The sequence below is a fragment of the Pseudoduganella sp. RAF19 genome (genome assembly GCF_052114165.1).
In the GTDB taxonomy this organism is placed as follows: domain Bacteria; phylum Pseudomonadota; class Gammaproteobacteria; order Burkholderiales; family Burkholderiaceae_D; genus Rugamonas.
The window spans coordinates 85,752-108,747 of record NZ_JBFREF010000002.1 but is presented as its reverse complement, the minus strand read 5'-3'; the positions used below and the strand labels follow the sequence as shown (position 1 = coordinate 108,747).

General features: G+C 63.8%; 18 protein-coding genes. 10 read left to right on the top strand and 8 right to left on the bottom strand.

The annotated features are described in order from the left end of the window. Together AB4Z19_RS05150 and AB4Z19_RS05145 are read right to left on the bottom strand one after the other, a co-directional pair. Nucleotides 1-1,425 (bottom strand): cytochrome ubiquinol oxidase subunit I, encoded by a 1,425-nt coding sequence (locus AB4Z19_RS05150; RefSeq protein ID WP_442026185.1) that lies wholly within the window; start codon nt 1,423-1,425, stop codon nt 1-3. Between the two features lie 131 nt (nt 1,426-1,556). Next, complete coding sequence (locus AB4Z19_RS05145; protein WP_442034531.1) at nt 1,557-1,958, bottom strand: DoxX family protein; 402 nt, start codon at nt 1,956-1,958, stop codon at nt 1,557-1,559. A gap of 219 nt (nt 1,959-2,177) precedes the next feature. Between AB4Z19_RS05145 and AB4Z19_RS05140 the strand changes: the two genes are divergently transcribed. Next, nucleotides 2,178-2,978: an NF038132 family protein gene (locus AB4Z19_RS05140; RefSeq protein ID WP_442026184.1), complete on the top strand. Its 801-nt coding sequence runs from the start codon at nt 2,178-2,180 to the stop codon at nt 2,976-2,978. Between the two features lie 50 nt (nt 2,979-3,028). Next, a complete protein-coding gene (locus tag AB4Z19_RS05135; protein ID WP_442026183.1) occupies nt 3,029-3,910 on the top strand; it encodes a DUF72 domain-containing protein in 882 nt (293 codons plus the stop codon). Here AB4Z19_RS05135 and AB4Z19_RS05130 read toward each other — a convergent pair. Genes AB4Z19_RS05130 through AB4Z19_RS05110 form a run of 5 tightly spaced genes read right to left on the bottom strand, consistent with a single transcriptional unit; the run spans nt 3,887 to nt 10,287 of the window. Further along, nucleotides 3,887-5,116, bottom strand: a complete 1,230-nt coding sequence (locus AB4Z19_RS05130) for a voltage-gated chloride channel family protein (protein ID WP_442026182.1) — start codon at nt 5,114-5,116, stop codon at nt 3,887-3,889. The two genes, AB4Z19_RS05135 and AB4Z19_RS05130, sit on opposite strands and share 24 nt — an antisense overlap. Before the next feature lie 39 nt (nt 5,117-5,155). Further along, nucleotides 5,156-6,523, bottom strand: coding sequence for a multicopper oxidase family protein (locus AB4Z19_RS05125; protein WP_442026181.1), 1,368 nt, complete (start codon nt 6,521-6,523; stop codon nt 5,156-5,158). Beyond that, complete coding sequence (locus AB4Z19_RS05120) at nt 6,520-7,872, bottom strand: TolC family protein (protein ID WP_442034530.1); 1,353 nt, start codon at nt 7,870-7,872, stop codon at nt 6,520-6,522. Before AB4Z19_RS05120 ends, AB4Z19_RS05125 begins: the two co-directional genes overlap by 4 nt. Before the next feature lie 53 nt (nt 7,873-7,925). After that, nucleotides 7,926-8,336 (bottom strand): hypothetical protein, encoded by a 411-nt coding sequence (locus AB4Z19_RS05115; RefSeq protein WP_442026179.1) that lies wholly within the window; start codon nt 8,334-8,336, stop codon nt 7,926-7,928. 25 nt (nt 8,337-8,361) lie between these two features. Next, nucleotides 8,362-10,287 carry a TonB-dependent receptor plug domain-containing protein gene (locus AB4Z19_RS05110; RefSeq protein ID WP_442034528.1) on the bottom strand — a complete coding sequence of 642 codons (1,926 nt, stop codon included), beginning with the start codon at nt 10,285-10,287 and terminating at the stop codon, nt 8,362-8,364. A 159-nt stretch (nt 10,288-10,446) separates the two neighbouring features. On the opposite strand from AB4Z19_RS05110, the gene AB4Z19_RS05105 reads away from it, so the two are divergent. After that, a complete protein-coding gene (locus tag AB4Z19_RS05105) occupies nt 10,447-11,298 on the top strand; it encodes an MBL fold metallo-hydrolase (RefSeq protein WP_442028408.1) in 852 nt (283 codons plus the stop codon). Continuing rightward, on the top strand, nt 11,298-12,134 hold the full coding sequence (locus AB4Z19_RS05100) for a polysaccharide deacetylase family protein (protein WP_442028407.1): 837 nt from the start codon (nt 11,298-11,300) through the stop codon (nt 12,132-12,134). Before AB4Z19_RS05105 ends, AB4Z19_RS05100 begins: the two co-directional genes overlap by 1 nt. A 30-nt stretch (nt 12,135-12,164) precedes the next feature. Here AB4Z19_RS05100 and AB4Z19_RS05095 read toward each other — a convergent pair whose 3' ends face one another. Beyond that, a complete protein-coding gene (locus AB4Z19_RS05095) occupies nt 12,165-13,601 on the bottom strand; it encodes a M20/M25/M40 family metallo-hydrolase (RefSeq protein WP_442028405.1) in 1,437 nt (478 codons plus the stop codon). 120 nt (nt 13,602-13,721) lie between these two features. Between AB4Z19_RS05095 and AB4Z19_RS05090 the strand changes: the two genes are divergently transcribed. The 6 genes from AB4Z19_RS05090 to AB4Z19_RS05065 all read left to right on the top strand — a co-directional run bounded on the left by AB4Z19_RS05090 (nt 13,722) and on the right by AB4Z19_RS05065 (nt 22,994). Beyond that, entirely contained in the window at nt 13,722-14,255 is a 534-nt protein-coding gene (locus AB4Z19_RS05090) for a GNAT family N-acetyltransferase (protein ID WP_442028403.1), read from the top strand. Nucleotides 14,256-14,387: 132 nt separating this feature from the next. Next, on the top strand, nt 14,388-14,816 hold the full coding sequence (locus tag AB4Z19_RS05085) for a glycine zipper 2TM domain-containing protein (protein ID WP_442024218.1): 429 nt from the start codon (nt 14,388-14,390) through the stop codon (nt 14,814-14,816). A 127-nt stretch (nt 14,817-14,943) separates the two neighbouring features. Beyond that, a complete protein-coding gene (locus AB4Z19_RS05080) occupies nt 14,944-17,772 on the top strand; it encodes an EAL domain-containing protein (RefSeq protein ID WP_442024216.1) in 2,829 nt (942 codons plus the stop codon). A gap of 45 nt (nt 17,773-17,817) precedes the next feature. Next, nucleotides 17,818-18,942, top strand: coding sequence for a serine/threonine-protein kinase (locus AB4Z19_RS05075; RefSeq protein WP_442034526.1), 1,125 nt, complete (start codon nt 17,818-17,820; stop codon nt 18,940-18,942). After that, nucleotides 18,939-21,248: an FtsW/RodA/SpoVE family cell cycle protein gene (locus AB4Z19_RS05070; RefSeq protein ID WP_442034524.1), complete on the top strand. Its 2,310-nt coding sequence runs from the start codon at nt 18,939-18,941 to the stop codon at nt 21,246-21,248. The genes AB4Z19_RS05075 and AB4Z19_RS05070 overlap by 4 nt, the downstream gene beginning before the upstream one ends. Before the next feature lie 6 nt (nt 21,249-21,254). Beyond that, entirely contained in the window at nt 21,255-22,994 is a 1,740-nt protein-coding gene (locus AB4Z19_RS05065) for a hypothetical protein (RefSeq protein WP_442024210.1), read from the top strand. Nucleotides 22,995-22,996 lie beyond the last annotated feature (2 nt).

Here is a 22,996-nt window from a genome sequence, read left to right as displayed (position 1 = left end):
TCACTCCCCGTCCGCATCATCACGATCCGACTTCTTCGCCACCGACAGCGGCCGCGCCGGTGTGCGCCCCTGCCCCGGTCCGCCCAGTTCTTCCATCTGGCCTTCGCTCATGACGGGACCCTTTCTGATCAGGCGCAGCAAATAGGCGATACCTGTTCCGAATACCGCAAAGTAGACCACCACGAACATGATCAGGGTCAGGGTCAGTTCCGGCGCGCCATGCGGCGATACCGCATCCGCCGTACGCATCACCTTATAAACTACCCACGGCTGGCGCCCTACTTCGGTGGTCATCCAGCCCGCCAGCAAGGCGACCAGGCCGGCCGGCCCCATGTACAGGGCAAAGTGCAGGAAGGGCCGGCTCGTCTCCATCCGGCCGCGCCAGCGCAGCCAGACGCTGATCACGCCCAGCAGAATCATCAGCAGTCCCAACCCCACCATCAGGCGGAAGGACCAGAACAGGATCGGCGAATTGGGGCGGTCTTCTTTGGGGAATTCCTTCAAACCGGCAAAGGTCCCGTTCAGGCTATGCGTGAGAATCAGGCTGCCCATGCGCGGGACTTCGATTTTCCATTTCGTCTCTTCGCGCTCCATATCGGGCATGCCGAATAGGATCAGGGGCACGCCTTCCTTGCCCTCGTTCTGCCAGTGCCCCTCCATTGCAGCGATCTTGGCGGGCTGGTGCTCCAGCGTGTTCAGACCGTGCATGTCCCCGATCACGGCCTGAATCGGCGCCACAATGACCAGCATCCACATCGCCATCGACAGCATTTTGCGGATCGCTGGATTGTCCTTCCTGTGCAGCAGCAACCAGCCTGCCGAACCGCCCACCATCAGCGCAGTGGCCAGGAAGGCCGCCACACTCATGTGCGCCAGCCGGTAGGGAAAGGAAGGATTGAAGATGACGGCCAGCCAGTCCACCGGCACCACGCGGCGGCCGATGATTTCGTAGCCTTGCGGCGTTTGCATCCAGCTGTTGGACGCCAGAATCCAGGTGGCGGAAATCAGCGTACCAAGGGCCACCATGCCCGTCGCCACAAAGTGCAAGGCCGGTCCCACGCGGTTCCAGCCGAACAGCATCACGCCAAGAAAGCCCGCCTCAAGGAAGAAGGCCGTCAGCACTTCGTAGGCCAGCAACGGCCCCGTGACGCCGCCGGCGAAGGCCGAAAAGCCGCTCCAGTTGGTGCCGAACTCGTAGGCCATCACCAGCCCGGACACCACGCCCATGCCGAAGTTGACGGCAAATATCTTCAGCCAGAAGTGATAGAGGTCGCGATAGAGTTCACGTCCCGTTTTCAGCCAGCACGCCTCCAGCACCAGCAGATAGCTGGCCAGGCCGATCGTAATCGCCGGGAAAATGATGTGAAAGGATATGGTGAATCCGAACTGGATTCTTGCCAGCTCAAGCGCGGTCAGGCCAAACATCTAGCTCTCCGAAAAGGTTGGAGGAACGACGATGATTCTACTCAGCCAATGCAGAAAGAAACAGGCGCAGTTCTTCGTCAAATGAGCATATCAGTTTCGCTCAAATCGATCTGAAGGATGCACATCGGCGGCTAGTTCCACTTGCCGCCGCTGCCACCAAGGCTATATCTGCCCGCGCCGAGCAGTGCGATGGTGATCGCCGACGCCAGGTACATGCCCTGCAGTTCCAGCGCCCAACCACCCTGCTTGCCGACTTCGAACAACTGGCCCATATGCACCAGGCCAATGGCGACCAGCATATTGATGGCAATAACCAGCGCCGCCGCGCGCGTCCACACGCCTGCCAGCACCAGCAGCGGCGCCACGACTTCGCCGATGTAGACCAGATAGCCAAACGCGGAGGGCAAGCCCGCCTTCGCCACCATCCCCGTGATCGGCCCCACCCCGCCCATGATTTTCGACACGCCGTGGAAGAGGATCAAAATCGCCAGCACAACCCGCAGAATGAGCTTGCCAGCATCAGTGGTATTCATGGTTTCTCCTTTTTCTTGTTCACACGCGCCTCCCCTTACTCTACGCTAGTTCTCACCCCAACAGCGCAAGGAGTGAAGAGGCCAGCTCAGCGATGAGCTATCAAAAGTGCGCGCACGATTGACGCAGCCTTTCGCTTTAAAACATACCTCGGCGGAGAATGTTTCAGCCTCACACGAGAGGCATTCACAGAGCGTTCACCAACACTTCGGGGTATAAACATGCACACAGGAATAAAAAGCATTGCACTCGGTACTGGATTGCTCGCATCGCTGTGCTTTACTGCGCACGCTCAGGCCGGCACTTTCGACGCTGGCATACCCGCAGGCTGGACCTGCGTCGGCACTTGCGGCGCATCAGGGGCGAACGGGGTCGTCCCACTCTCACCGGCCGGCGGCAGTAAATATGGCTGGGTTGCAACGACCGACAGCACAGCCGCGGTCGCGCTGCCCAATGTCGGCGGGGAAGGCGATGGAACGCTGGGCTCGACCTTGCGTTCAATCATTTTCTCCGCTACGGCAGGCACCGAACTGGACTTCCGCTTCAACTACACCACGTCCGACGGCGCAGGCTACGCCGACTATGCGTGGGCTCGCCTGCTGGACGGCAACAATAATGAAGTCGCCCTGCTCTTCACCGCGCGGACCAGCGAGAATGGCAACGCCGTCCCCGGCTTCGCCATGCCCGCCCCGATTGCCACGCTGACACCGGCAACGGTGACCATCGACGCCGGCAAGACCAACTGGTCACCGCTGGGCGATGATGCGGACAGCTGCTACGACGTCGGTTGCGGCACCACCGGCTGGGTCAAGTCGCAGTACACCATCGCCAATGCCGGCAACTACAAGCTGGAATTCGGCGTCACCAACTGGAACGACACCGACTACCAGTCCGGACTCGCGTTCGACGCCATCACGCTCGGCGGCGTGCCGCTGCCGGTACCGGAACCCGCCACCTACGCCATGCTGCTCGCCGGCATGACCATCCTCGGCAGCGTCGTCAAACGGCGCAAGCGCGACTAAGCGCCCGCCAGCCATGCGCCGCCTTCGGGCGGCCATGCCTATACTCGGGCATGGGCGACATCCGCATCGGCATCTCAGGCTGGCGCTACGCACCGTGGCGCGGCGTTTTCTATCCGGAAGATCTGGCACAGGCACGCGAACTGGAATTCGCTTCGCGCGTGCTGCCGACCATTGAAATCAACGGTTCCTTCTACGCCTTGCAGCGGCCCGCAAGCTACCAGTCCTGGTACGACGCGACACCGCCGGGCTTTGTCTTTGCGCACAAAGGCAATCGCTACATCACCCACATCCTGCGCCTGCGCTCACCGGAGAAGCCGCTCGCCAATGTCATGGCCTCAGGCGTGCTGCTGTTGCGCGAAAAGCTGGGTCCCTTCCTCTGGCAACTGCCGCCCAGTTTCAAATTCGATGCGGAAGTGATCGAGCAGTTTCTGCGTATGCTGCCGCACGACGCGCAAGCCGCGCTGGAGCTGGCACGCCGGCATGAGCCGCGCATGAATGGCCGCTCCGCGCTGGAGATCGACGGCAACCATCCCATGCGGCATGCGATGGAAATCCGCAACGAGAGCTTCAACGATCCCGCCTTCATCAAACTACTGCGTAAATACAAGGTGGCGCTGGTGGTTGCCGACACTGCGGGCAAATGGCCCGATTACGAAGACATCACAGCGGACTTCCTCTACATCCGCCTGCATGGCGAGAAGGAGCTGTACGCCAGCGGCTATACCGATGAAGCGCTGGACAGTTGGGCGCGTCGCATCGACGCATGGGCAGGCGGCTCTCAAATCGCGCAGGCACGCCTGATCGTAGATGGGCAGCCGCCCAAACGTGCCTCACGCGACGTCTACTGCTACTTCGACAATGACGTCAAAGTGCATGCGCCTTTCGACGCGCATGCACTGGCGGAACGCTTAAGCGCCACGGCGGGTTCGTAGCTGCTCCATACGCTGCGAACGGTAGATGCCAGTGTGGCCGGAGAACAGATACGCGACCACGCAGCCCAGCGCGGCAAACGGCCCGATCTCCGGGCCGAACAATTCGATCGCCATGACCGTCGATGCCAGCGGCGTATTGGCGGCGCCGGCAAAGACGGCGACGAAACCGATACCTGCCAGCGTTGCGAACGGCAGATGCAGCAGCGGCGCCAGCACATTGCCCAGCGTCGCGCCAATATAGAACAGCGGCGTCACTTCGCCGCCTTTGAAGCCAGTACCCAGCGAACCCACCGTGAACACGAACTTGCCGGCCCAGTCCCATACCGGCAGCGGATGCTGGAACGCTTCCACAATCACCGGAATGCCAAGGCCGATATAGCGTTGGCTGCCCATCGCCCACACCGCCAGGGCGACCAGCAAACCGCCAAGCACGGGACGCAGCGGCGCGTAGCTGATACTGCGCTTCACCAGCGCGGTCAGCGCATGTGTCGCCGTGGCGAACAAACGGCCGACAACGCCGAAGGCCATGCCTGCCACAATCACGGCCAGCACGCTCAGAACCGCCACCGGCGGCAATGCACCAACCGAGTAATGCGTGTGATGCACGCCCCAGGCCAGCGTGACCTGATCAGCCACGATGGCCGCGACCATGCAGGGAAAAATCGCGTCGTAGCGCATGCGTCCGACGACCAGCACTTCGAGTCCAAAGATCGCACCGGCCAGCGGCGTGCCGAACACCGATGCGAAACCGGCGCTGATACCCGCCATGAGCAGGATGCTGCGGTCTTCGGATCGCAGCCTGAACACGTGGGTTAACTGATCCGCCAGCGCGCCGCCCATCTGCACCGCCGTGCCTTCGCGGCCGACCGATGCGCCAAACAGATGCGAGATGACGGTGCTGACCAGCACCAGCGGCGCAAGCCGCAGCGGTATGACTTTTTTCGGGTCGTGGATTTCGTCGATCAGCAGGTTATTGCCCGCTTCAACGCTGCTGCCGACATGCAGATACACCCAGCCGACGATGAAGCCGGCAATGGGCAGCAGCCAGACGATCCAGGCATGGCGTTCGCGCCAGTCAGTGGCCAGGTCCAGCGCAACGAGGAATAAAGCGGATGCGCTGCCCGCAAGCGCGGCGACCAGTGCGGCAATCGCACACCACTTGCCAACATAAGGCAGCAGAGAGATTTGTTCGGGGTATTTTCTCATAGGCGGCAGCCAATATAGCATGGCCGCCGCCCCTGCGGATCAGTGATGGTGCTCGTGCGGCTTTCTCACTTCCAGTGGCGGCGCATCGGCCTGCGGCGCCGCTGCGCCTGGCGCTGACGGTGCCGGCGGCAGCTCACCGGTCCATTCGTAGGCAGTGGTGCCTTTCGGCGCCTGATACCAGCCCGGATCGCGGTAGTCGCCGCGCGGCTGCCCCTCCCTCACCTTCAACAGCGTGAACATGCCGCCCATATCGATGTCGCCATGCGGCCCCGTGCCCGTCATCATCGGCAGCGTATTCTCCGGAATCGGCATCTCCATGCCGTCCATCGAGCCGCCTTTATCGCCCATGGTCATATAGCCCGGCACCACCTTCATGATCTTCTCGGCCACGCCCTCATGGTCCACCCCGATCATATTCGGCACGTTGTGGCCCATGGCGTTCATGGTGTGGTGCGATTTGTGGCAATGGAAGGCCCAGTCGCCCGGATTGTCGGCGATGAACTCGATGGCGCGCATCTGGCCGACAGCGACATCGGTAGTGACTTCAGGATGACGCGCGGACGGCGGAATCCAGCCGCCATCGGTGCCAGTCACTTCGAAGCGATGGCCATGCAGATGGATCGGATGGTTGGTCATCGTCAGGTTGCCGGTGCGGATGCGGACGCGGTCGCCCTGCCGCACTACCATCGGATCGATGCCGGGGAAGGCGCGGCTGTTGAAGGTCCACAGATTGAAGTCCAGCATGGTGTTGGTCTTCGGCGCGGCGCTGCCGGGATCGATGTCGTAAGCGTTCAGCAGGAAGCAGAAGTCGCGGTCCACGGCGTGCTGGCGGTAGTCCTTCGGGTGCGTGACCCAGAAGCCCATCATGCCCATTGCCATCTGCACCATCTCGTCCGCGTGCGGGTGATACATGAAGGTACCCGCATGCCTGGCCACGAATTCGTAGACAAAGGTTTTGCCGGGCTGGATGCCGGGCTGGCTGACGCCCGTCACGCCATCCATGCCGCTCGGCAGAATCTGGCCATGCCAGTGGATGCTGGTGTGTTCGGGCAGCTTATTGGTGACGAAGATGCGTACGCGGTCCCCCTCCACCACTTCGATCGTCGGGCCGGGACTTTGTCCGTTGTAGCCCCACAGCTTGGCCGTCATGCCGGGGGCGATCTCGCGCAGCACGGGTTCGGCAACCAGGTGGAATTCCTTTACGCCGTCTTTCATGCGCCACGGCAGGCTCCAGCCGTTCAGCGTAACGACGGGGTTAAACGGACGGCCATTGGGTGGCGGTGGCGGTGGCGTGGTGGCGGCGCCGGACTGCACGGGCGCTTCAGGCAGGCTGGCGGCACCGGCGCGGCTGACGATGCCGGCGCCCAGCAGCGCTGCGCCTGCGAGGAAGGATCGACGGTCACTCATTGTTTTTTCCCTCCCAGGGCTGCGTCAAGATTGGTATCCGCGATCCAGAATTCCTGCAGCGCGGTGATGTAGTTGTTGGCGGCCGTGGCCTGTTCACGCGCTTCGGCCAGCAGTTCGAAGACGCTCATCAGCATGCCGTTGTAGCGCAGCAGCGTCTCCTGCGAAATCTGCTGGCGCAGCGGCATGACGTTGTCGCGGTACTGGCGTGCCAGTTCGTAAGACGTCTTGTAGTCTTCATAGCTTTCACGCGCTTCGCTGCGGGCGTTGCTGACAGTTTCAGCGAGCCGGTTCACGGACTGCATATACGTGGCTTCCGCGCGCGCAACTTTGGCACCGCGCCAGTCGAAGATCGGAATTTCCAGCGTCAGCTCGTAGCCGCGCGCGCCTGGCGTGCCGGTCGCGGTGTTGCGCACCGCACCCAGGTCCAGCACATTGATGAAGCGCGTGGTCTTATTCAGGCCCAGCGAGCGCGCAGTGTGCTCGACATCGAGCCTGGCGGCCTGGATGTCGAGGCGCTCGCTCAGGGCTTGCTGTTCCACGTCTTGCGGTGCGCGCGGTGCATCGGGCAGATCGGGCAGACGCTCGGCCAGTTTGAAGGGCGCGGCGCTCACACCCAGCATGCGTGCCAGCTTTTCACGGGCGGCGTTGGCACGCTTGCCGGCGCGGCGCACTTCGGCCAGTGCTTCCGCGCTGAAGGCCTGCTCGCGCGCTGCATCCAGCTTGCTCCAGTTGCCGGCTTTCTGCATGCGGACCGCCAGTTCGGCGCTGGCGCCAGCCGCCTCCTGCACCTGTTTAGCGGCGTCCAGGGCCTGGGCCGCGCCCACTGCCTCATAGTAAGCGCGCGCCGTCTCCTGCGCCACGTGCACGGCTTCGGCGCTGACCTGCAGCTTCACCTGCTCGAAACGCTGCGCTTCGATACGGCTGGCCAGCGGCAGCGTGATCAGGTTCAGCAGATTGAAGGTCAGCGTGCGCTCGATGCCGACTTCGCCGTCGCCGTGCGTGCGCTTGAAGTCGAAGTTCGGGTTTTGCAGGCGGCTAGCCTGCACCAGGTCCGCTTCGGCGATGCCGAGGTTCCAGTAAGTGGCCTGCAAGCCGCGGTTGTTCAGCAGCGCGATCTGCACTGCCGTTTGCGCAGACAGCGGTTCTGCGAGCATCTGACGCAGCTGTTCATCGAGCGCGCGGCGGTCTTCATCGCTGCGCAGCAGGCGGGTTTCTGCGCCGCTGCGCGTTTTCGTGTTCTGGGCGACGGTATTGAATCCGCCGTCGCCGGAAAAAGTGGCGCAGCCGCTTACCAGCAGGGCCACGGCAGCTGCGGCGGACGGCCGCAACCAGCGTTGGTGGTCGATCATACGATGTTTCCTCGAGATATGGACGAATGCCGGCCGCAATGGCCGGCCCAGGATCATGCGAGGGAATGGCGTGGCGGCCGTTCAGGCGTCGCCAGGTCGACGGTGGCGGGAGCCGCCACCTGATGAGGAATGAGTTTGGAAGTCAGACGCGGGCCGGATTGCGCCAGCGGCAGCGCTGGCGTCAGCGCCGCACCAACGCAGCAGGCGGACATGCCGCCGCAGTGATGCGCAGATGCGCGATCAATTTGCCCGGCATGGTCAGCATGTTGCGAGGCCCCATGTCCGGCGGCGAGCATCGCTGCGTGGTCGTGCCCTGAAGACGGGGCAGCCAGCTGCAAAGACTGCGGCATCGAAGTGGGCAGCGGCTGCGGTGCACACGGCAGCGCGCCTGCCATGGCCAGCCCCTGGAACGGGGTGGCCAGCAGCATCAGCGAGATAACGAAGACGCGCAGCGCAAATTTCATGACTGGCATCTTAACATGGCTTCGCTTAGAAGCGGCTTATCACATTGACATAATAGCCGCGCTCGACGCTGGTGCGGTAAGCGATCTCGGTGAACTCGCCGTGTTCCGGCCCGGCCAGATTGGTGCCGCCGACCGCCACTTCAATGCCAGGCTTGGGACGCCATGCCACGCGCACATCCAACGTGCGGTAGGACGGCACATCCGGTGTGGTCAGCTTGCCGACATGACGGAGCGTCACATCGACATCCAGGTCGTCACGCACCTGCAGCGAGGAACGCAGCAGAAGCGTATGGCGCGGATCGTGACCCTCCTTTTCCACCGATCCCACGTAATCGACCACGCCCGGCTTGAGCCAGAATTTCTGATGCAGTCCGGTCGCGCCGGCGCTCAGCCGCCAGTTCGATGTGGCCTGCCAGCTGGCCCAGGCTTCAACGCCGGAGGTGGCAGCCATCATGCCGTTGGCGAAAACGAGGGAGGTCATGCTGGGCGCCAGTTCGCCCGTGTGCAGCTTGTCGTAGAAAGCGCGGTAGACATTGACCGAGTAATTGAAGCGCTCCGCACTGCGCCGGTAGCCGATTTCATATACCCGCGCCACCTCGGATTCGAAACCGGGGCCACCATCCAGAATTCGCGGCGGCGCTGCCGGAATATAGACATCGCGATCCAGCCGCGCGGGCGCGCGCGCCGTACGCGAGACGGCCGCCCACAGCAGCTGGTCGCCGGCCAGCTTCCAGGCCAGACGTGCATTGGGCAGAAATTCGGTGCCGGTGTAGATATTGCGCTCGGCGCGCGCACCCAGCGTCAGCTTCAGGCTGTCCGTCAGCGCGATCACATCCTGCACATAAAGGCTGGTCCAGCGCAGGCGCTCGTCGGCAGGCAGGAAGGCAATGTAGATGCTGTTCTGCAGCCGGTCCTTGGCCGAGCGGTGCTCCACGCCCACCGACAATTCGTGGCGGCCGATGGGCGCCAGCGCGTACTGGGCCTGTACATCCCAGATGTCGAGCTTCTCGGCAAACGTAGGCGGCACGGTGCGCTGGACGTGGTCGTAGCTAAGCTGCGCACTGATGTTGCCGCCACCCGCCAACTGACGCTTCCAACTGCCCACCAGATTGGCCCCGTTCAGGCTCTCATCCTGCAGATCGAGATCGATTCCGCTGATGGAGATCGTGCCCGGCAGCGGCTGGCCTTTCAAAGCGCGGTAGATGTCGCCCTGCAGGGTCCACTGATCGCCGCCGCGCTCCCAATCGGCGCGGAAGCCGGCCTGCCGCTTGTGCCAGCCGTCGTCGATGCGTTCTCCGGCTGCGTTGTGCGTACCGTCGATGTGGAAGCCCATCACGTAGGCACGCCAGGCGCCCTGCTCCATCTTGCCGCCTGTGCGTGCGGTACCAAAGGAGCTGAGATTGCCGCCTGTGTAGGACAGCACGGTATCCTGCGTGTCTTCAGCCTTCTTGGTAATGATGTTGATGACGCCGTTCACGGCATTGGTGCCCCATTGCGCGCCACCCGGACCGCTGATGACTTCAATGCGTTCGACGAGGCCGAGCGGCAGATCCTGCGCATCCCAGAACACGCCCGAAAACAGTGGCGAATACACGGAGCGGCCATCGATCAGCACCAGCATCTTGTTGCCGTCGCTGTTGGCCTGGCCGCGCGCGCTCACGGTGTGTCCGCTGGCATTGGCCATCGCCACTTGCAGATTGGGCGCCAGCCGCAGCGCATCCACCAGCCGCGTTGCGCCGCTGCGCCTCAAATCGTCGGAAGTGATGATGAAGACCGCCGCCGGCGCATCGGCCAGCCTCTCCTCGCGGCGGGAAACGGAAATGATGCGTACATTGCTCAACTCTTCCAGCGACAAGCCAGCTAGATTGTCCTGGGCTGTTGCGGCGGGGGCCGAGGCTGCTCCCATGGTCGCCATTAGCGCGGCAATGCTTCGCAGAGAATGTCTTTGCATGCGTTCTCCTGATAGCCTCGTATAAAAAGAGTAGCACGAAGATCGCAGCACATCACGCACGGTCCAAAACGGGCACTAGCAACATAAAACGCATATGGCTAGCCCCTCATATCAGCTTTCTTTATAATGGCGCGGCCATTAAAAACCTATCAGCTTGATATGAAGCCTCAGATCCAGGGATTCTTTGACCCCGCCACCTCCACCATCAGCTATGTCGTTTATGAGCGCGACGGCGGTGAATGCGCCGTGATCGACTCGGTGATGGATTTCGACCACAAGTCCGGCCGCACCTCCACGGTATCGGCCGACCGCGTGATCGAGTTCGTCCGCGCCCACAACCTGAAGACCGAATGGCTGCTGGAGACCCACGCCCACGCCGACCACCTGTCCGCCGCGCCGTATTTGCAGGAAAAGATCGGTGGCCGCATCGGCATCGGCGCGGGCATCCGCACCGTGCAGCACGCGTTCTCGCATGTCTTCAACCGCAAGGATGGCGACCTGTCGCGTTTCGGCAGGCTGTTTGAAGCGGATGAGCAATTCAGCATCGGCGGGCTGACTGCGCGCGCCCTGCACGTGCCTGGCCACACGCCGGCCGACATGGCGTATCAGATCGGCGACGCGGTGTTTGTGGGCGATACGCTGTTCATGCCGGACGTAGGCACCGCGCGCTGTGACTTCCCGGGCGGCAGCGCGCACGATCTGTATCAATCGATTCGCCGGCTGCTGGCCATGCCGCCGGAAACGCGCCTGTTCATGTGCCACGACTATCCGCCGGCAGGCCGTGAGGCACGCTGGGAAGTGACCGTGGCCGAACAGCGCGCCACCAATATCCATGTGCGCGACGGCATCAGCGAAGACACCTTCGTCGACATGCGTACGAAGCGCGACGCGACCTTGTCCATGCCGGTGCTGATCCTGCCCGCGATTCAGGTCAACATCAGCGCCGGCCAGCTGCCGGAGGCTGAAGACAACGGCGTGCGCTATCTGAAAATTCCACTGAACGCGATGTGATGAAACATACGATGATCGGCGGGCTGCTTGCCGGCTTGTGCCTGCACGCGGCCAACGCCGCACCTGACAGCGCGCCTGAACGCACGCCCGAAGCGGCGATGGTGCACCACCAGCACCTCAAACGCCTGCACACCAGACTGGAAGTGGACCAGGCCGACCTGGAACGCAGCTGCCGCTACGAGTCCGAGATTTCGACTGCGCCGCCGCCCAACCGCGTGGTGCTGACCTTTGATGACGGCCCGGCGCCCGGCGCAACCGATCTGATTCTTGAAGTCCTGAAGAAGCACGGCATCACGGCCACCTTCTTCATGATCGGCGAGAAGGCCGCCAGATATCCCGAACTGGTGGCGCGCGTGCGCGCTGCCGGGCATCAGGTCATCGCGAACCACTCCTGGAACCACCCGAACTTCCACGACGTCAGCGCCGAGGCGCAGGCCGACGAAGTATTGAAAACGGAATCTCTGGTGGAAGGCAGCGATCCGAAATTATTCCGCTACCCATACGGGAATTCGACTTGCGAAACCAACGCGCTGGTGCACGCGCACGGCTACAAGATCGTCGGCTGGCACATCGATTCCTGCGACTGGGCCTATGACCACACCGGCACCATCGATGCCAAAGAAGCCCTGGCTTGCGGCGTTCCTGCCCAGTACCGCGCCGATTATGTCGGCCATGTGCTCGCCGCCGCGCGTGCGCGCAAGGGCGGCATCATTCTCATGCACGAGATCCATCCCAACACGCTGGCGCATCTCGACACCATCATCGGCCAGTTGCTGGCCGCAGGCTTCAGTTTTACTTCGGTAACCGACCCGCTGTTCGCACCTTCGCTGCGATAAAAAAGGCGGGCTCGCAGCCCGCCTTTCTTTTTACTTGAACTGCTCCGGCGCACGGCCGACGGGTTCGTCCGTGTTGGCCAGATACCAGGCCATGGTGGACAGCACCGCTACGTGGCGCTTCATATTCAGCGGGTCCACCTTGTCGAAGGTGTCCGCCGCAGTGTGGTGGTAGTTGAAGTAAGCGCTGGTGTCGACCAGTGGCTCGAAGCTTGGCACACCATCGGTTTCGATGGAATGCAGGTCACCCGAGCCAATCACATCGCGGCGCATGAAGACGCTGGCGCCGATCGGGTCCAGTGCCTTGCGCAGCGGGGCGAACTGCTTCTCATATTCCGGACGCACGCCGGCCAGAATACCGAAGGTGCGGCCTGCGCCGCCGTCGCTTTCGATCGCCGCAAACTGCTTGGCCATGGTCGCCTTGTTGGCGTCATGGTAGGCCTGGCCGCCACGGCCGCCGTTTTCTTCGTTCATCCAGGCGATCATACGGATGGTGCGATGCGGCTTCAGGCCCAGCTTGTGCAGGGTTTGCAGCACGCCCATGGCGCCGGTTACGCCGGTCGCATCGTCATTGGCGCCAGTGGCCAGATCCCAGGAATCCAGGTGGCCGGACACCACCACCACTTCATCTGCCTTGTCGGTGCCGGGAATGTCGGCGATGACGTTGAAGCTGTCCGCTTCCGGCAGCATTTGCGGGGTAAGAGTCAGGTGGATCCTGATCGGACCGCGCTTGCTCAGGCGCGCCATCAGCATCGAATCTTCCGCCGACACGGCAGCAGCCGGAATGCGATGCGCATCGGTCAGCGCGGTAAAGCCGGTGTGCGGCAGACGGTAATCGGCGCCGCCAACGGAGCGCACCAGCGCTGCCGCCGCGCCCAGTTCGGCCGCCATGCGCGGGCCGTTGGTGCGGTAGTTGGTGCCACGGCCATACGCCGGCCCCGCCAGACCCTTGTCGGCCATGCCCTGGTCGAACGCCACGTCGAACAGCACGATATTGCCCTTGATTTCAGCGGCGCGTGCTTTCATTTCGTCGAAGTCGTGCACCACAACCACGTTGGCAGTCATGCCGGCGGCAGGTGTTGCGCCCGAACCACCCAGCGCGGTCAGCACCACTTTCTGCGTGATGTTGGCAGGACGGCCTTTGTAGTCGACCAGTTCAGCCTTTTCTTCGCCACGCACCCAGTGCGGGACTTTTACCGGCTGCAGCGTCACTTTGGCGCCCATCTGGCGCATGACGCCGGCAACCTGCTCCACCGCAGCGGCGGCGCCGGCCGAGCCGGACAGGCGCGGGCCAACCAGGTCGGTCAGGTCTTCCAGACGCTGGTAGGCCCAGTCGTCCTGCATGGCGGCGTCGCGGATCTTGCCGAGGGTTTCTGCATCGTTGGGCGAAGCGGCGTAGGTATTGCCGATAAGGCCAGCGCCCAGCAGGCAGGTCGCCAGGGCGGTAAGGAGAGGCTTGCGAAGGTTCATTCGATGTCCTGAGAAGATGGTTAATGTTCGCTAGGAACATATAACAATAACGCATTTAACAATGTTGCGCAGTAACATATTGTTTTTGACCCGGCCCCAGGATTGTCCTACCATGGGTTTATGCTAAAAGGACAACTCTGCACGGTCCGCCATCTGCTGAACACGGATCTCAACACTTTTATCGCGCTGGTCAACGATCTGCCCTCGCGCGGCGAGTATTTTTCGCTGTTCTTCAAGTCGCCGGAAGCCATGCGGCGCGAATTCGCACAGAACGGCTTCGTCACCGAAGACAATGAACTCTTCGTGGTGGAAGACCAGATCACCCACCACATCATCGGCGTCATCACCCACTTCAAGACGCGCACGCCCAGCAGCCGCGAGATTGGCTATCGCCTGTTCGACCAGCACCTGTCCGGCATGGGCTACACCAGCGAGGCTCTCGGCCTGTTGTCCGATTACCTGTTCCGCATCAACCCCGTGCACCGCCTGGAAGTGCTGGCGGCGCCGGAAAATATCGGCTCGGTGCGGGTGGCGGAAAAATGCGGCTTCCGCGCCGAAGGCACGCTGCGCCAGGCTTTCTTCGTGAACGGGCATTATCAGGACGTTATCGTTCTCAGCCTGCTGCGCCCCGAATGGGAGCGGCAGCACCTCTAAAAGTGTGACATTTCCTTCCTTGATTGTAAGAATCTGTATTAGTCATGGAGTGCTTGCTTTCCCTTCGCTATAGTGAATACCAATGAGAGACCCAAGGGCCATTCCGGTCCTGGCAAGGAAAGGGGAAATACCATGTTCACTAAACGTTTCGCTGGGCTGGTGCTGATGGGCGCGGCCCTTACCGCATCGACCGCTGCCTTCGCAGCCGGCGATCGTGATTTCAACACCGCTGCCGGCGCTGTGATTGGCGCGGCGATCGGTGGCCACAACGGTGGCACCGGTGGCGCAGTGGTAGGCGGCCTGGTCGGCGCAGCAGTGGGCAACGCCGTCAGCGGCGGCGGCCACGGCTATCGTCGCGGCGGCGGTTATGTAGAGACCCGCGTGTACTCGCAGCCAGCTCCGGTGTACTACGAGCCGGCCCCGGTCTACTACGAGCCGGCTCCTGTGTATGTGCGCCCTGCCCCAGTGTATGTGGAACCCCGCGTGATCGTGCGTGACCGTTACTACGCTCCCGCACCCGTCTATTACTACGGCGGCCATCACCACCACCGCGGCTGGTAATATAGTTTGCCCACCGTATACGCCCGGCCACGCGCCGGGCTTTTTTTTGGTCTACAATTCCCCCAAAAATGTAAAATTTGTTAAATAACTAGCTTGCTGATAGCTGCGCGCAGGCTCTGGGGGATTGATGCGCATTTCGACCAAGCTCACGTCCGTGATCGTGGCGGTCTTTGTGATCGCCGGTACTATCGGTGTGCTGGGCCTTTCGCGCCTGCGCACGCTGGCCCACGAATCCGTCGAATCCGAAGCGGCCAATGTGGCGACCGCCATCGCGACCATGGCCGCTTACGACCCGGCCCATGCCTCTTACCAGGACATCCTCAGTTTCATCTCCGCGCGCGAAGAGCGCGACCTGGAAATCTACGATCGCAACCTGATCAACATTGCGGATGTCGACAAGGAGGACGTCGGCAAACCCATCGAAGCGGGAGCGCGCCGCGATACCGTCACGCGCACCCTGCAAGACGGCGAACCGCGCACCATGACCGAGGCCAGTTCGCCGCACACGCCAGAAATTCGCCAGATTGTTGTGCCGATCTACGACAACAATCAACGCATCATCGCAGCACTGGCCTATGAGTATTCGCCGCTGTACCGGCAACTCGAAGCGGAAGCCGCGCAGGCGCTGGGCGTTGTGGCGGGCGTGGCGGCCATTGGTATCTTGCTGGCCATCGCCAGTGCGCTTTACATGGCGCGCATCATTTCGCGTCCCGTGCAGCAGCTGAGCGCCGCGGCGCTGCGCTTGTCGCAGGGTGAACGCAATGTGACGGTGAACCTTCAAGCGCACGACGAGATCGGCGAGCTGGCACGCAGCTTCAACACCATGAGCAAGGCGCTGCAGGCATCCGAGGCGGATCTGCATTTGCGCGAACGGGCCATGGAGTCCAGCTTCAACGCCATCATGATTGCCAGCCTGGCCAAGCCGGGCTTCCCCATCGAATACGTGAACCAGGCATTCGCGCGCATCACCGGCTATTCGGCGGAGGAAATCACGGGCCAGGGCCTCAACTTTCTCGTCGGCGAGGACAATCACCAGCCGGCCTTCCTCGACATTCGCCTGGCCCTGCGCGACCGGCGCGAAGGCCACGCCGTGCTGCGCAGCTACCGCAAGGACGGCACGCCGTTCTGGAACGAAGTCTATGTGGCGCCGGTGCGCAATGATGCCGGTCCGCCGGAGCACTTTATCGCCATCTTCAACGACATCACCGAAGCCCGTAACGATGCCGACCAGCTGGCCCACCAGTCACAATACGATGCGCTGACCGGACTTGCCAACCGCAGCCTGCTGGTGGACCGCCTGAAACAGGCCATCGTCAACAATCAGCGCCGCCAGGGCCTGACCGTGCTGGCCTTTATCGATCTGGATGATTTCAAACTGGTGAACGATAACCTCGGCCACCAGCAAGGCGACGAGCTGCTGAAGATCGTCGCCACACGCCTGCAAGCCAGCATGCGCGCCGGCGACACCGTGGCGCGCATGAGCGGCGACAAATTCATCCTGCTGATGAACGGCCAATGCCGTGAAGGCGAATTGTCGCTGGAAGCGCACGTCACGGAGCTGGTGCGGCGGGTACTGGACAATATCGTGCAGCCGGTGGCGCTGGCCGGCCAGGACATGCGCATCAGTTGCAGCATCGGCCTGGCCAGTCATCCTCAGGACGGCCAGGACGCCGAAACCCTGCTCAAGAATGCCGAAGCGGCCATGTACGGCGCCAAGGAACAAGGTCGCAACGGCTTCCAGTTCTTCACGGCCGAGTTGCAGGAACGTGCGCGCAGCCAGCTGCAGCTGGGCGCCAGCTTGCGCCAGGCGCTGGAGCGCAACGAGTTCGAACTGCACTACCAGCCGCAGGTCAGTCTGCGCAGCGGCAAGGTGGTCGGCATTGAAGCGCTGCTGCGCTGGCGCCATCCGCAGCAGGGTCTGATTGGGCCGGGACACTTTATCGCCTATGCCGAAGAGAGCGGGCTGATTATTCCGATCGGCGAATGGGTGCTGCAGCAAGCCTGCATCCAGAACAAGTCCTGGCAGGACGAGGGCTTGCCCGCTTTACCGGTGGCGGTCAACGTCTCGCCGCGCCAGTTCGCGCAGCAGGATCTGGAGGCGGCCGTGCGCCGCGCACTGGACAAGTCGGGCCTCGCTGCGCGCTATCTGGAGCTGGAGCTGACCGAGAGCCTGTCGATGGCCGATCCCGAACGCAGCGTGCCGCTGATGGAGAGCATGAAAGCCATCGGCGTCGAAATTTCCATCGACGATTTCGGCACCGGCTATTCGAACATGAGCTATCTGAAGCGCTTCCCGATCGACCGCCTCAAACTGGATATCTCCTTCGTGCGCGATATCACGACCGATCCGGGCAGCCTGGCGATTTCGGACGCCATCATCACCATGTCGCATAGCCTGCACCTGCAAGTGGTGGCGGAAGGCGTGGAAACCGAAGGCCAGCTGGCCCTGCTGGCGGCGCGTGGCTGCGATATCGTCCAGGGCTATTACTTCAGCAAGCCTTTGCCCGCGGAAGACCTGGCGCAGCTGCTGCGCGACGGGAAATGCCTGCCCGCCGGCGAAGAAGGCCGTCCGTCAGTTCTCATCCTCGACGACGACTCGCACTTGCTGGCCTACTTTGAACTATTGCTGACCGCCGAAGGCTATACCGTCTGGCCTACCGAAAGTCCCGATCGCGCTTTCGATCTGCTGGCGCGGCACAGGATCGCGGTGGTGCTGTGCGACCAGCGCATGCCCGAGATGAGCGGCGTCGATTTCCTCAGCCGCGTGCGCCGCATGTATCCGGACACGGTGCGCGTCATGCTCAGCGCCTACGACGATTTCAACGCCACGCGCCAGGCCATCAATATGGGCGCTGTCTACAAATTTGTCGAAAAGCCCGTGCAACCGGATGACCTGCGCGAAGTGGTGGACGAGGCTTACGCCCGCTTCATGGAAGCGCGCTACCAGGAGGCTTGAGCCGCTTTCCCCTGCCCTCCGCTACATCAGTGCGGAGGGCAAGGCATGGACATCATTACACTGGAATTGGGGCACTACCAGCTGCGCGAGCAGATCGCCGGCTCCGCGTATGGCGTGATCTGGCGCGCGACGGGGCCGCATGGCACGGGCGATGTCGCCCTCAAGCTGGTCAACCAGGGGCAGATGTCGCGCGCCCTGCCGGCGCAGCGCGAACGCTGGATCGCCAGCGCACGCTCGGAGATCGCCTTCCTGCAGTCGCTGGAGCCCTGGGACGAGCGCCACATCGTACGCCTGCTCGATAGCGGCTGGCACGAAGGCCTGCCCGTTCTGGCGCTTGAACTGCTGGACGGCGATCTGGCGCGCTATATGTCCGAGCACAAGTCTTTGCCGTTTGCGCAAGTGCTGGAGTGGATCTGCCAGCTCAATCAGGCCTTGGCCAAGGTTCACCAGTACGGCTGGCGCTATCTCGACCTCAAGCCCGCCAATGTTCTGGTTGATGCCCGCCTCGGCGCCGTCAAGCTGGCCGATTTCGGCACCAATCGCCGCCTGGACGCGCTGCACGCCCACACGTATTCCGGCACCGCCAACTGGCAGGCGCCGGAGCAGTTTTTCCCGGCGCCGGGCGGCGGTTACGCAACCGACGTCCAGAGCGATTATTTTGCACTGGGCGCGCTGTTCTACTATCTGGTCAGCGGCGGCACCGCACTGTCCTACTGCACGGCGTGCGGACAGGCCTATCGCGAGCAGCTGGCCGATGGCGCGCAGTCTCTGCTCGCCACACACGGCGGCATCCCACAAACGCTGCAAGCTGACGAAGAAGCCCGCTTCATCCACGGCCTTCCGCCGCGCGCGGCCGATCCCRCGCTGACGCTGCTGCGCGCGCTGCTCGCGCCCATTCCCGCCGAACGCCCGCGCCACGCGCTGCAAATCAGCCGCCAGCTCGCCACATTGCGCGCCGCCCTCGCCGATACTTCGGTATCCGCTCCAGCGGCGCCGGGGGCTGGCGCGCGCGCACGCTCAGCCCACACCGGCGACGCGCCGCACGTCCCAGCCGCAGCGCTTCCGCATCTCACCGCAATCAGCCGGGACGCAAGCCTATGCTCCTCCGCGTCCGCCCCGGCACTGCGCCACTTCGGCCGTCCTTCTGACGGCTGGCGGGTGAGCGCATGAGCCGCGCACGCTCCTTTCTGCTGGCAGCATTGGCCGCGTTGTGCGCATTGCAGGTCTTCGCCCTGCTGCGCACGCCGTCCGCCTGGCTGCCGCAGGAAATCGCCATTCACCTGTCGCCCGGCGAATCGATCGTACTCGGACGCCGCGAGCTGGCCGCGCCACAAGCCGATAACGCGCACATCGAACTCTCGCGTACTTCCCACGGCGACTGGCAATTGCGCTCCCTCTCCACTGGCCGCGCGCCGCTGCTGCAAAGCGACGACCACGACGAAAGCCTCGCCACTGTGCCGGTAGCCAGCCTGCCCGCCTTCCGCATCGGGACTGCTACGTTCGCGCTGACGGCGTCCGACAGCCAGCAAGCCGAATTCCTGCTCGGCGATCAACGCTGGCACTACGACGGCGCCACCCTTTACCGCAACGGCGCCGCCCAGTCATCCTGCCCCGACGCACACTGGACCTCGCGTGCCGTCGCGCTGTGGAACCGCACGGTGCCACGGGCGCTGACCATCGCCCGCCCCTTGCAATTCGGTGGTAATCTCTACTGCGGCAACCGCCTCGGCATCCCCGGCCTGGCGCCTGACAGCGCGGCCATGTCGCGCGCCAACGGCCAGCTGCGCCTGACCGATACCGCGCGCGCCCCGCGCCCGCTCGATGGCGTCCAAACCATCGCCCTCGGCCAGACCCGCTTCACCGTCCACATCGCCCGCGACGCGCTGCTGCTCACGCCCACCCGCCGCGTCGCCCTCTTCGCCACTGCCGACGCCAGGCTACCGCCGCAAGTGTCGTGGACCTGGCAGCAGCACAACCTCTGGCACGCCTGCAGCACCATTGCATCAACCTCCGCCCTCACCGCCTCCGCCATCGCCACGCTGGCCCTCGCTGCACTGGCTCTCGCCGCCTTTGCCATCCGTGTCCCCCGCTTCGCCCGCCCGCGCACGGTTCACAACGACCGCCACAGGACCGCCGCCGCGCGCATTGCGACGGTGATCGCCGCCGTGGCACTGTTCGCGGCCGGGCTCTCCGCGCTGATCGCACAGCGCACCGGCCATCCGCCCGCCATCGCGGCGTCGTTGCTGATTGCCATGCTCTCCCTGTCGCTCTGGATAGCCATTCCCAGCCGCTTGACGCTGGCCACATCCTGCGCCCTGCTGCTCCTGGCAGCCGGCCTCCTCGCACAACTGGAACTCGGCCTCGGCGCGCCGGACACGTCCTGGCTGCGCTACTACCAGAAAACCACTGCGCTGCTGGCCATCGGCTCCGCGGCCGCCGCGCTGTGGCGCCAACTGCCGGCGCGCGCCATCTCGCAGCGCGCCATCGAATACCTGCTGCTCTGCTACGCCACCATCGCGCTGATCGCCCTGGCCGCCCAGGTGCTGTGGGGCGATGAAACCGGCGTGTTCGACCTTCAGCCAGTCGAACTGGCCAAACTCGCGCTGACCGCGCTGACCGCACACTGCCTTGCACTGCGCCTGGGCTGGCGCGAACAGTCCGACAACAGAACCCTGGCCGCGCGCTGGCTGCGCCTGATTGCACCTGCAATGCTCTTCTTCGCGCTGCTGGCCTTCGCCCTGGTGCAAGTGGACGACTACTCGCCGCTGGTGCTGCTGATGCTCTGGACCGGCGTCACCGCCCTCGCCTACGGCCTCGCCGCGCGCAACTGGCGCCTGAGCGCTGCGCTGGCAGCGGTTGCAATCGCGGGCATCGCAGCAGTCGTCATGCTGCGCGACGGCGGCACCGAAGGCCTGGCACGGCTGCCGTCCGCCTTCTACGCCGACCGCTTCCAGGTCTGGCTCGATCCAGCCCACCACCCGCACACCGGCCAGCAACTGCTGCAAGGCGCCAGCGCCATCGCCGAAGGTGGACTCGCCGGCACGGACAGCATGTTCGGCCTGCGCGCCCTCGGCCAGCATGTCGGCAGTGTCACCGCCATCCCCGAGGTGCAGGACGATTTCGCGCCATCCTTCTTCCTGAACCGCCACGGCCTTTTGTCGGCGCTGCTGCTATGGTGCCTGCAAGCCGGCTTCCTGGCCGGCCTGCTGCTGATTGCCGTGCGGGCTGCCCGATCGGCCAGCGCAGCGCGCAACTTCCGCCACGCCTGGAGCGCGCGCTTCCGCTGTTTCGCCTTGTGCGGCGGGGCTGCTTTTGTGTTCGGACATTTCCTGCTGTCGTGGGGAACCAATCTGTCGATTTTCCCGGTGATGGGGCAGCCGATGAGTTTTCTGTCGGCCGGGGGCAGCCATCTGCTGTTTTTCCTGCTCCCCCTGCTAGCGTTCAGTGCCGTCAGCGCGCAATCTTTAGAGGAGTGATGCATCATGCCGATCTACGTCCAACACGAGACACTGGACCGTATTCCGGACGTCTTCAATGCCGAAGCCATCTGGCAGGCGCCGGGTTTTTCCTTGTTTTCGCGCCGTCCCTTGCTGCGCGATCTGCTGGAGCGCTCGCCACGCGAGCAGCGTGGCCGTGCCGCCACCCGCTGCTTTTCCCACATCACCCTGCGCCTGCCGCAGGAAGACGTGGATGACGATTACCACCTGACCCGCGGCAACCGCGCACGCGAGCTGGCTGAAACGCTGGCGGCCCTGCACCAGAAGGACTTCGGCGATCTGCTGGGCAGTGACCAGGTGCGCTATGGCGTGGCTGGCGCCGACGATCTGGCACCGGGAGAGATCCAGGTGTGCTTCGGTCATGCGGTCTATCTGCCTGCTGCTGACGAAAAGGCGCTCTTCAACGTAAGCGCATCACGCGACAGCGCGGTGTGGAAGCCGGTATGCGCCGTGTACCCGAATCAGCGTCTGGCGCTGATCGGCGGTGCGGAAGGCGCCGCCAGTGTAATCGCACCGGGATGGCCGTTTGCCGGCGAGGGCGCGATTTTGCTGGTCAATGACGGGCCGGATAGCGAACCGGTGGTGCAGATGCGGCCCAAGGACGCTTTCGATTGCCAGTTCGATGCGAGCCTCGGCGCGTACGCGATTCGCGCGAAGCACGGAACCGGCGAGCGCCTGCTGCTCAAGATCACTCGCGCGCTTGGCGCACCGCGTCCTGCGCCGCGCCCAGTGTCCACGTCCGGCATCAGCGCGCATGCAGCCAGCGCAGGTGGCGCACGGTTCAGTGCAGACCAGCCGGGAGCATCGTGCAGTACGACGTCCGGCAATCCCGGCGGCGTACCCGCCACGGCAGGGCATCGCGGAGCACTGCGCGGCGCCATGTCCGATAGTGCCGCCGTGCCGCAGCAGGCGGCGAAATCCGGCGCAGGGCCTCGGCCCGCCGTCTGGCAGTCGCGCGCCAGCGCGCCTGTGCCATCCGCGCCATCCGCGCCGCCTGCATACGCCGACGAGTTGACCGCCGTGCCGGTGCCGGCACCTGCGATGCGTCCGCGCATCGGCGAGAGCGACGCGACCTTCGCACCGGGCGCGCTGCAGCGCATGAGCCTTGTCGCGCTGGCCCTGCCACGCTTAAGCCGCTACCGCAGCACAGGCGCCATCGCGCTGGAGATCCCGTTCACATCGGCACTCACCATCGCGCGCACCGCCGGTGCCGAGCGGGCCATCACCTTCGTTGCGACCGAGGACGACGAGCTGTACGCCGTCACCCCGGCAGGCCGCGAACGCATTACCGCTCCCGCGAGTTTCACGCCAACCGGCTCGCGCGCCTTGCGCCTGCAAACGGCGCCGCAGGCGATGGCGGAACGCTACAGCTACCTGCTTTCGTTGGCAGAAGCGTGCAGCCAGCCGCTGATCCCCGGCGCGCGCGCGACGTTCGGCCGAGGCATTGCTCCCACCGCTGCGCTGCGCCCGCTCGACGCGGCCTGGATGCTGGCCAGCACGACAGCCGGCTCGAGCCCCGACCGCATCGGCCTCTCGCGCAATGCCTTCACTTTCGAAGCTGCCGCGGGCGCGCTGTCGGTAAGCCGCTTGTCATCCACACAAGCCCTGTACCACCTGGACGACAAGCTGCAGTTCGTCGCCGCGATAAGCGATGACAAACCGTACACAATCCCCCCGGGCCATCACATCGTGGCGGGCCACTACGTGCTGCGTTTCGACGCCTGAGC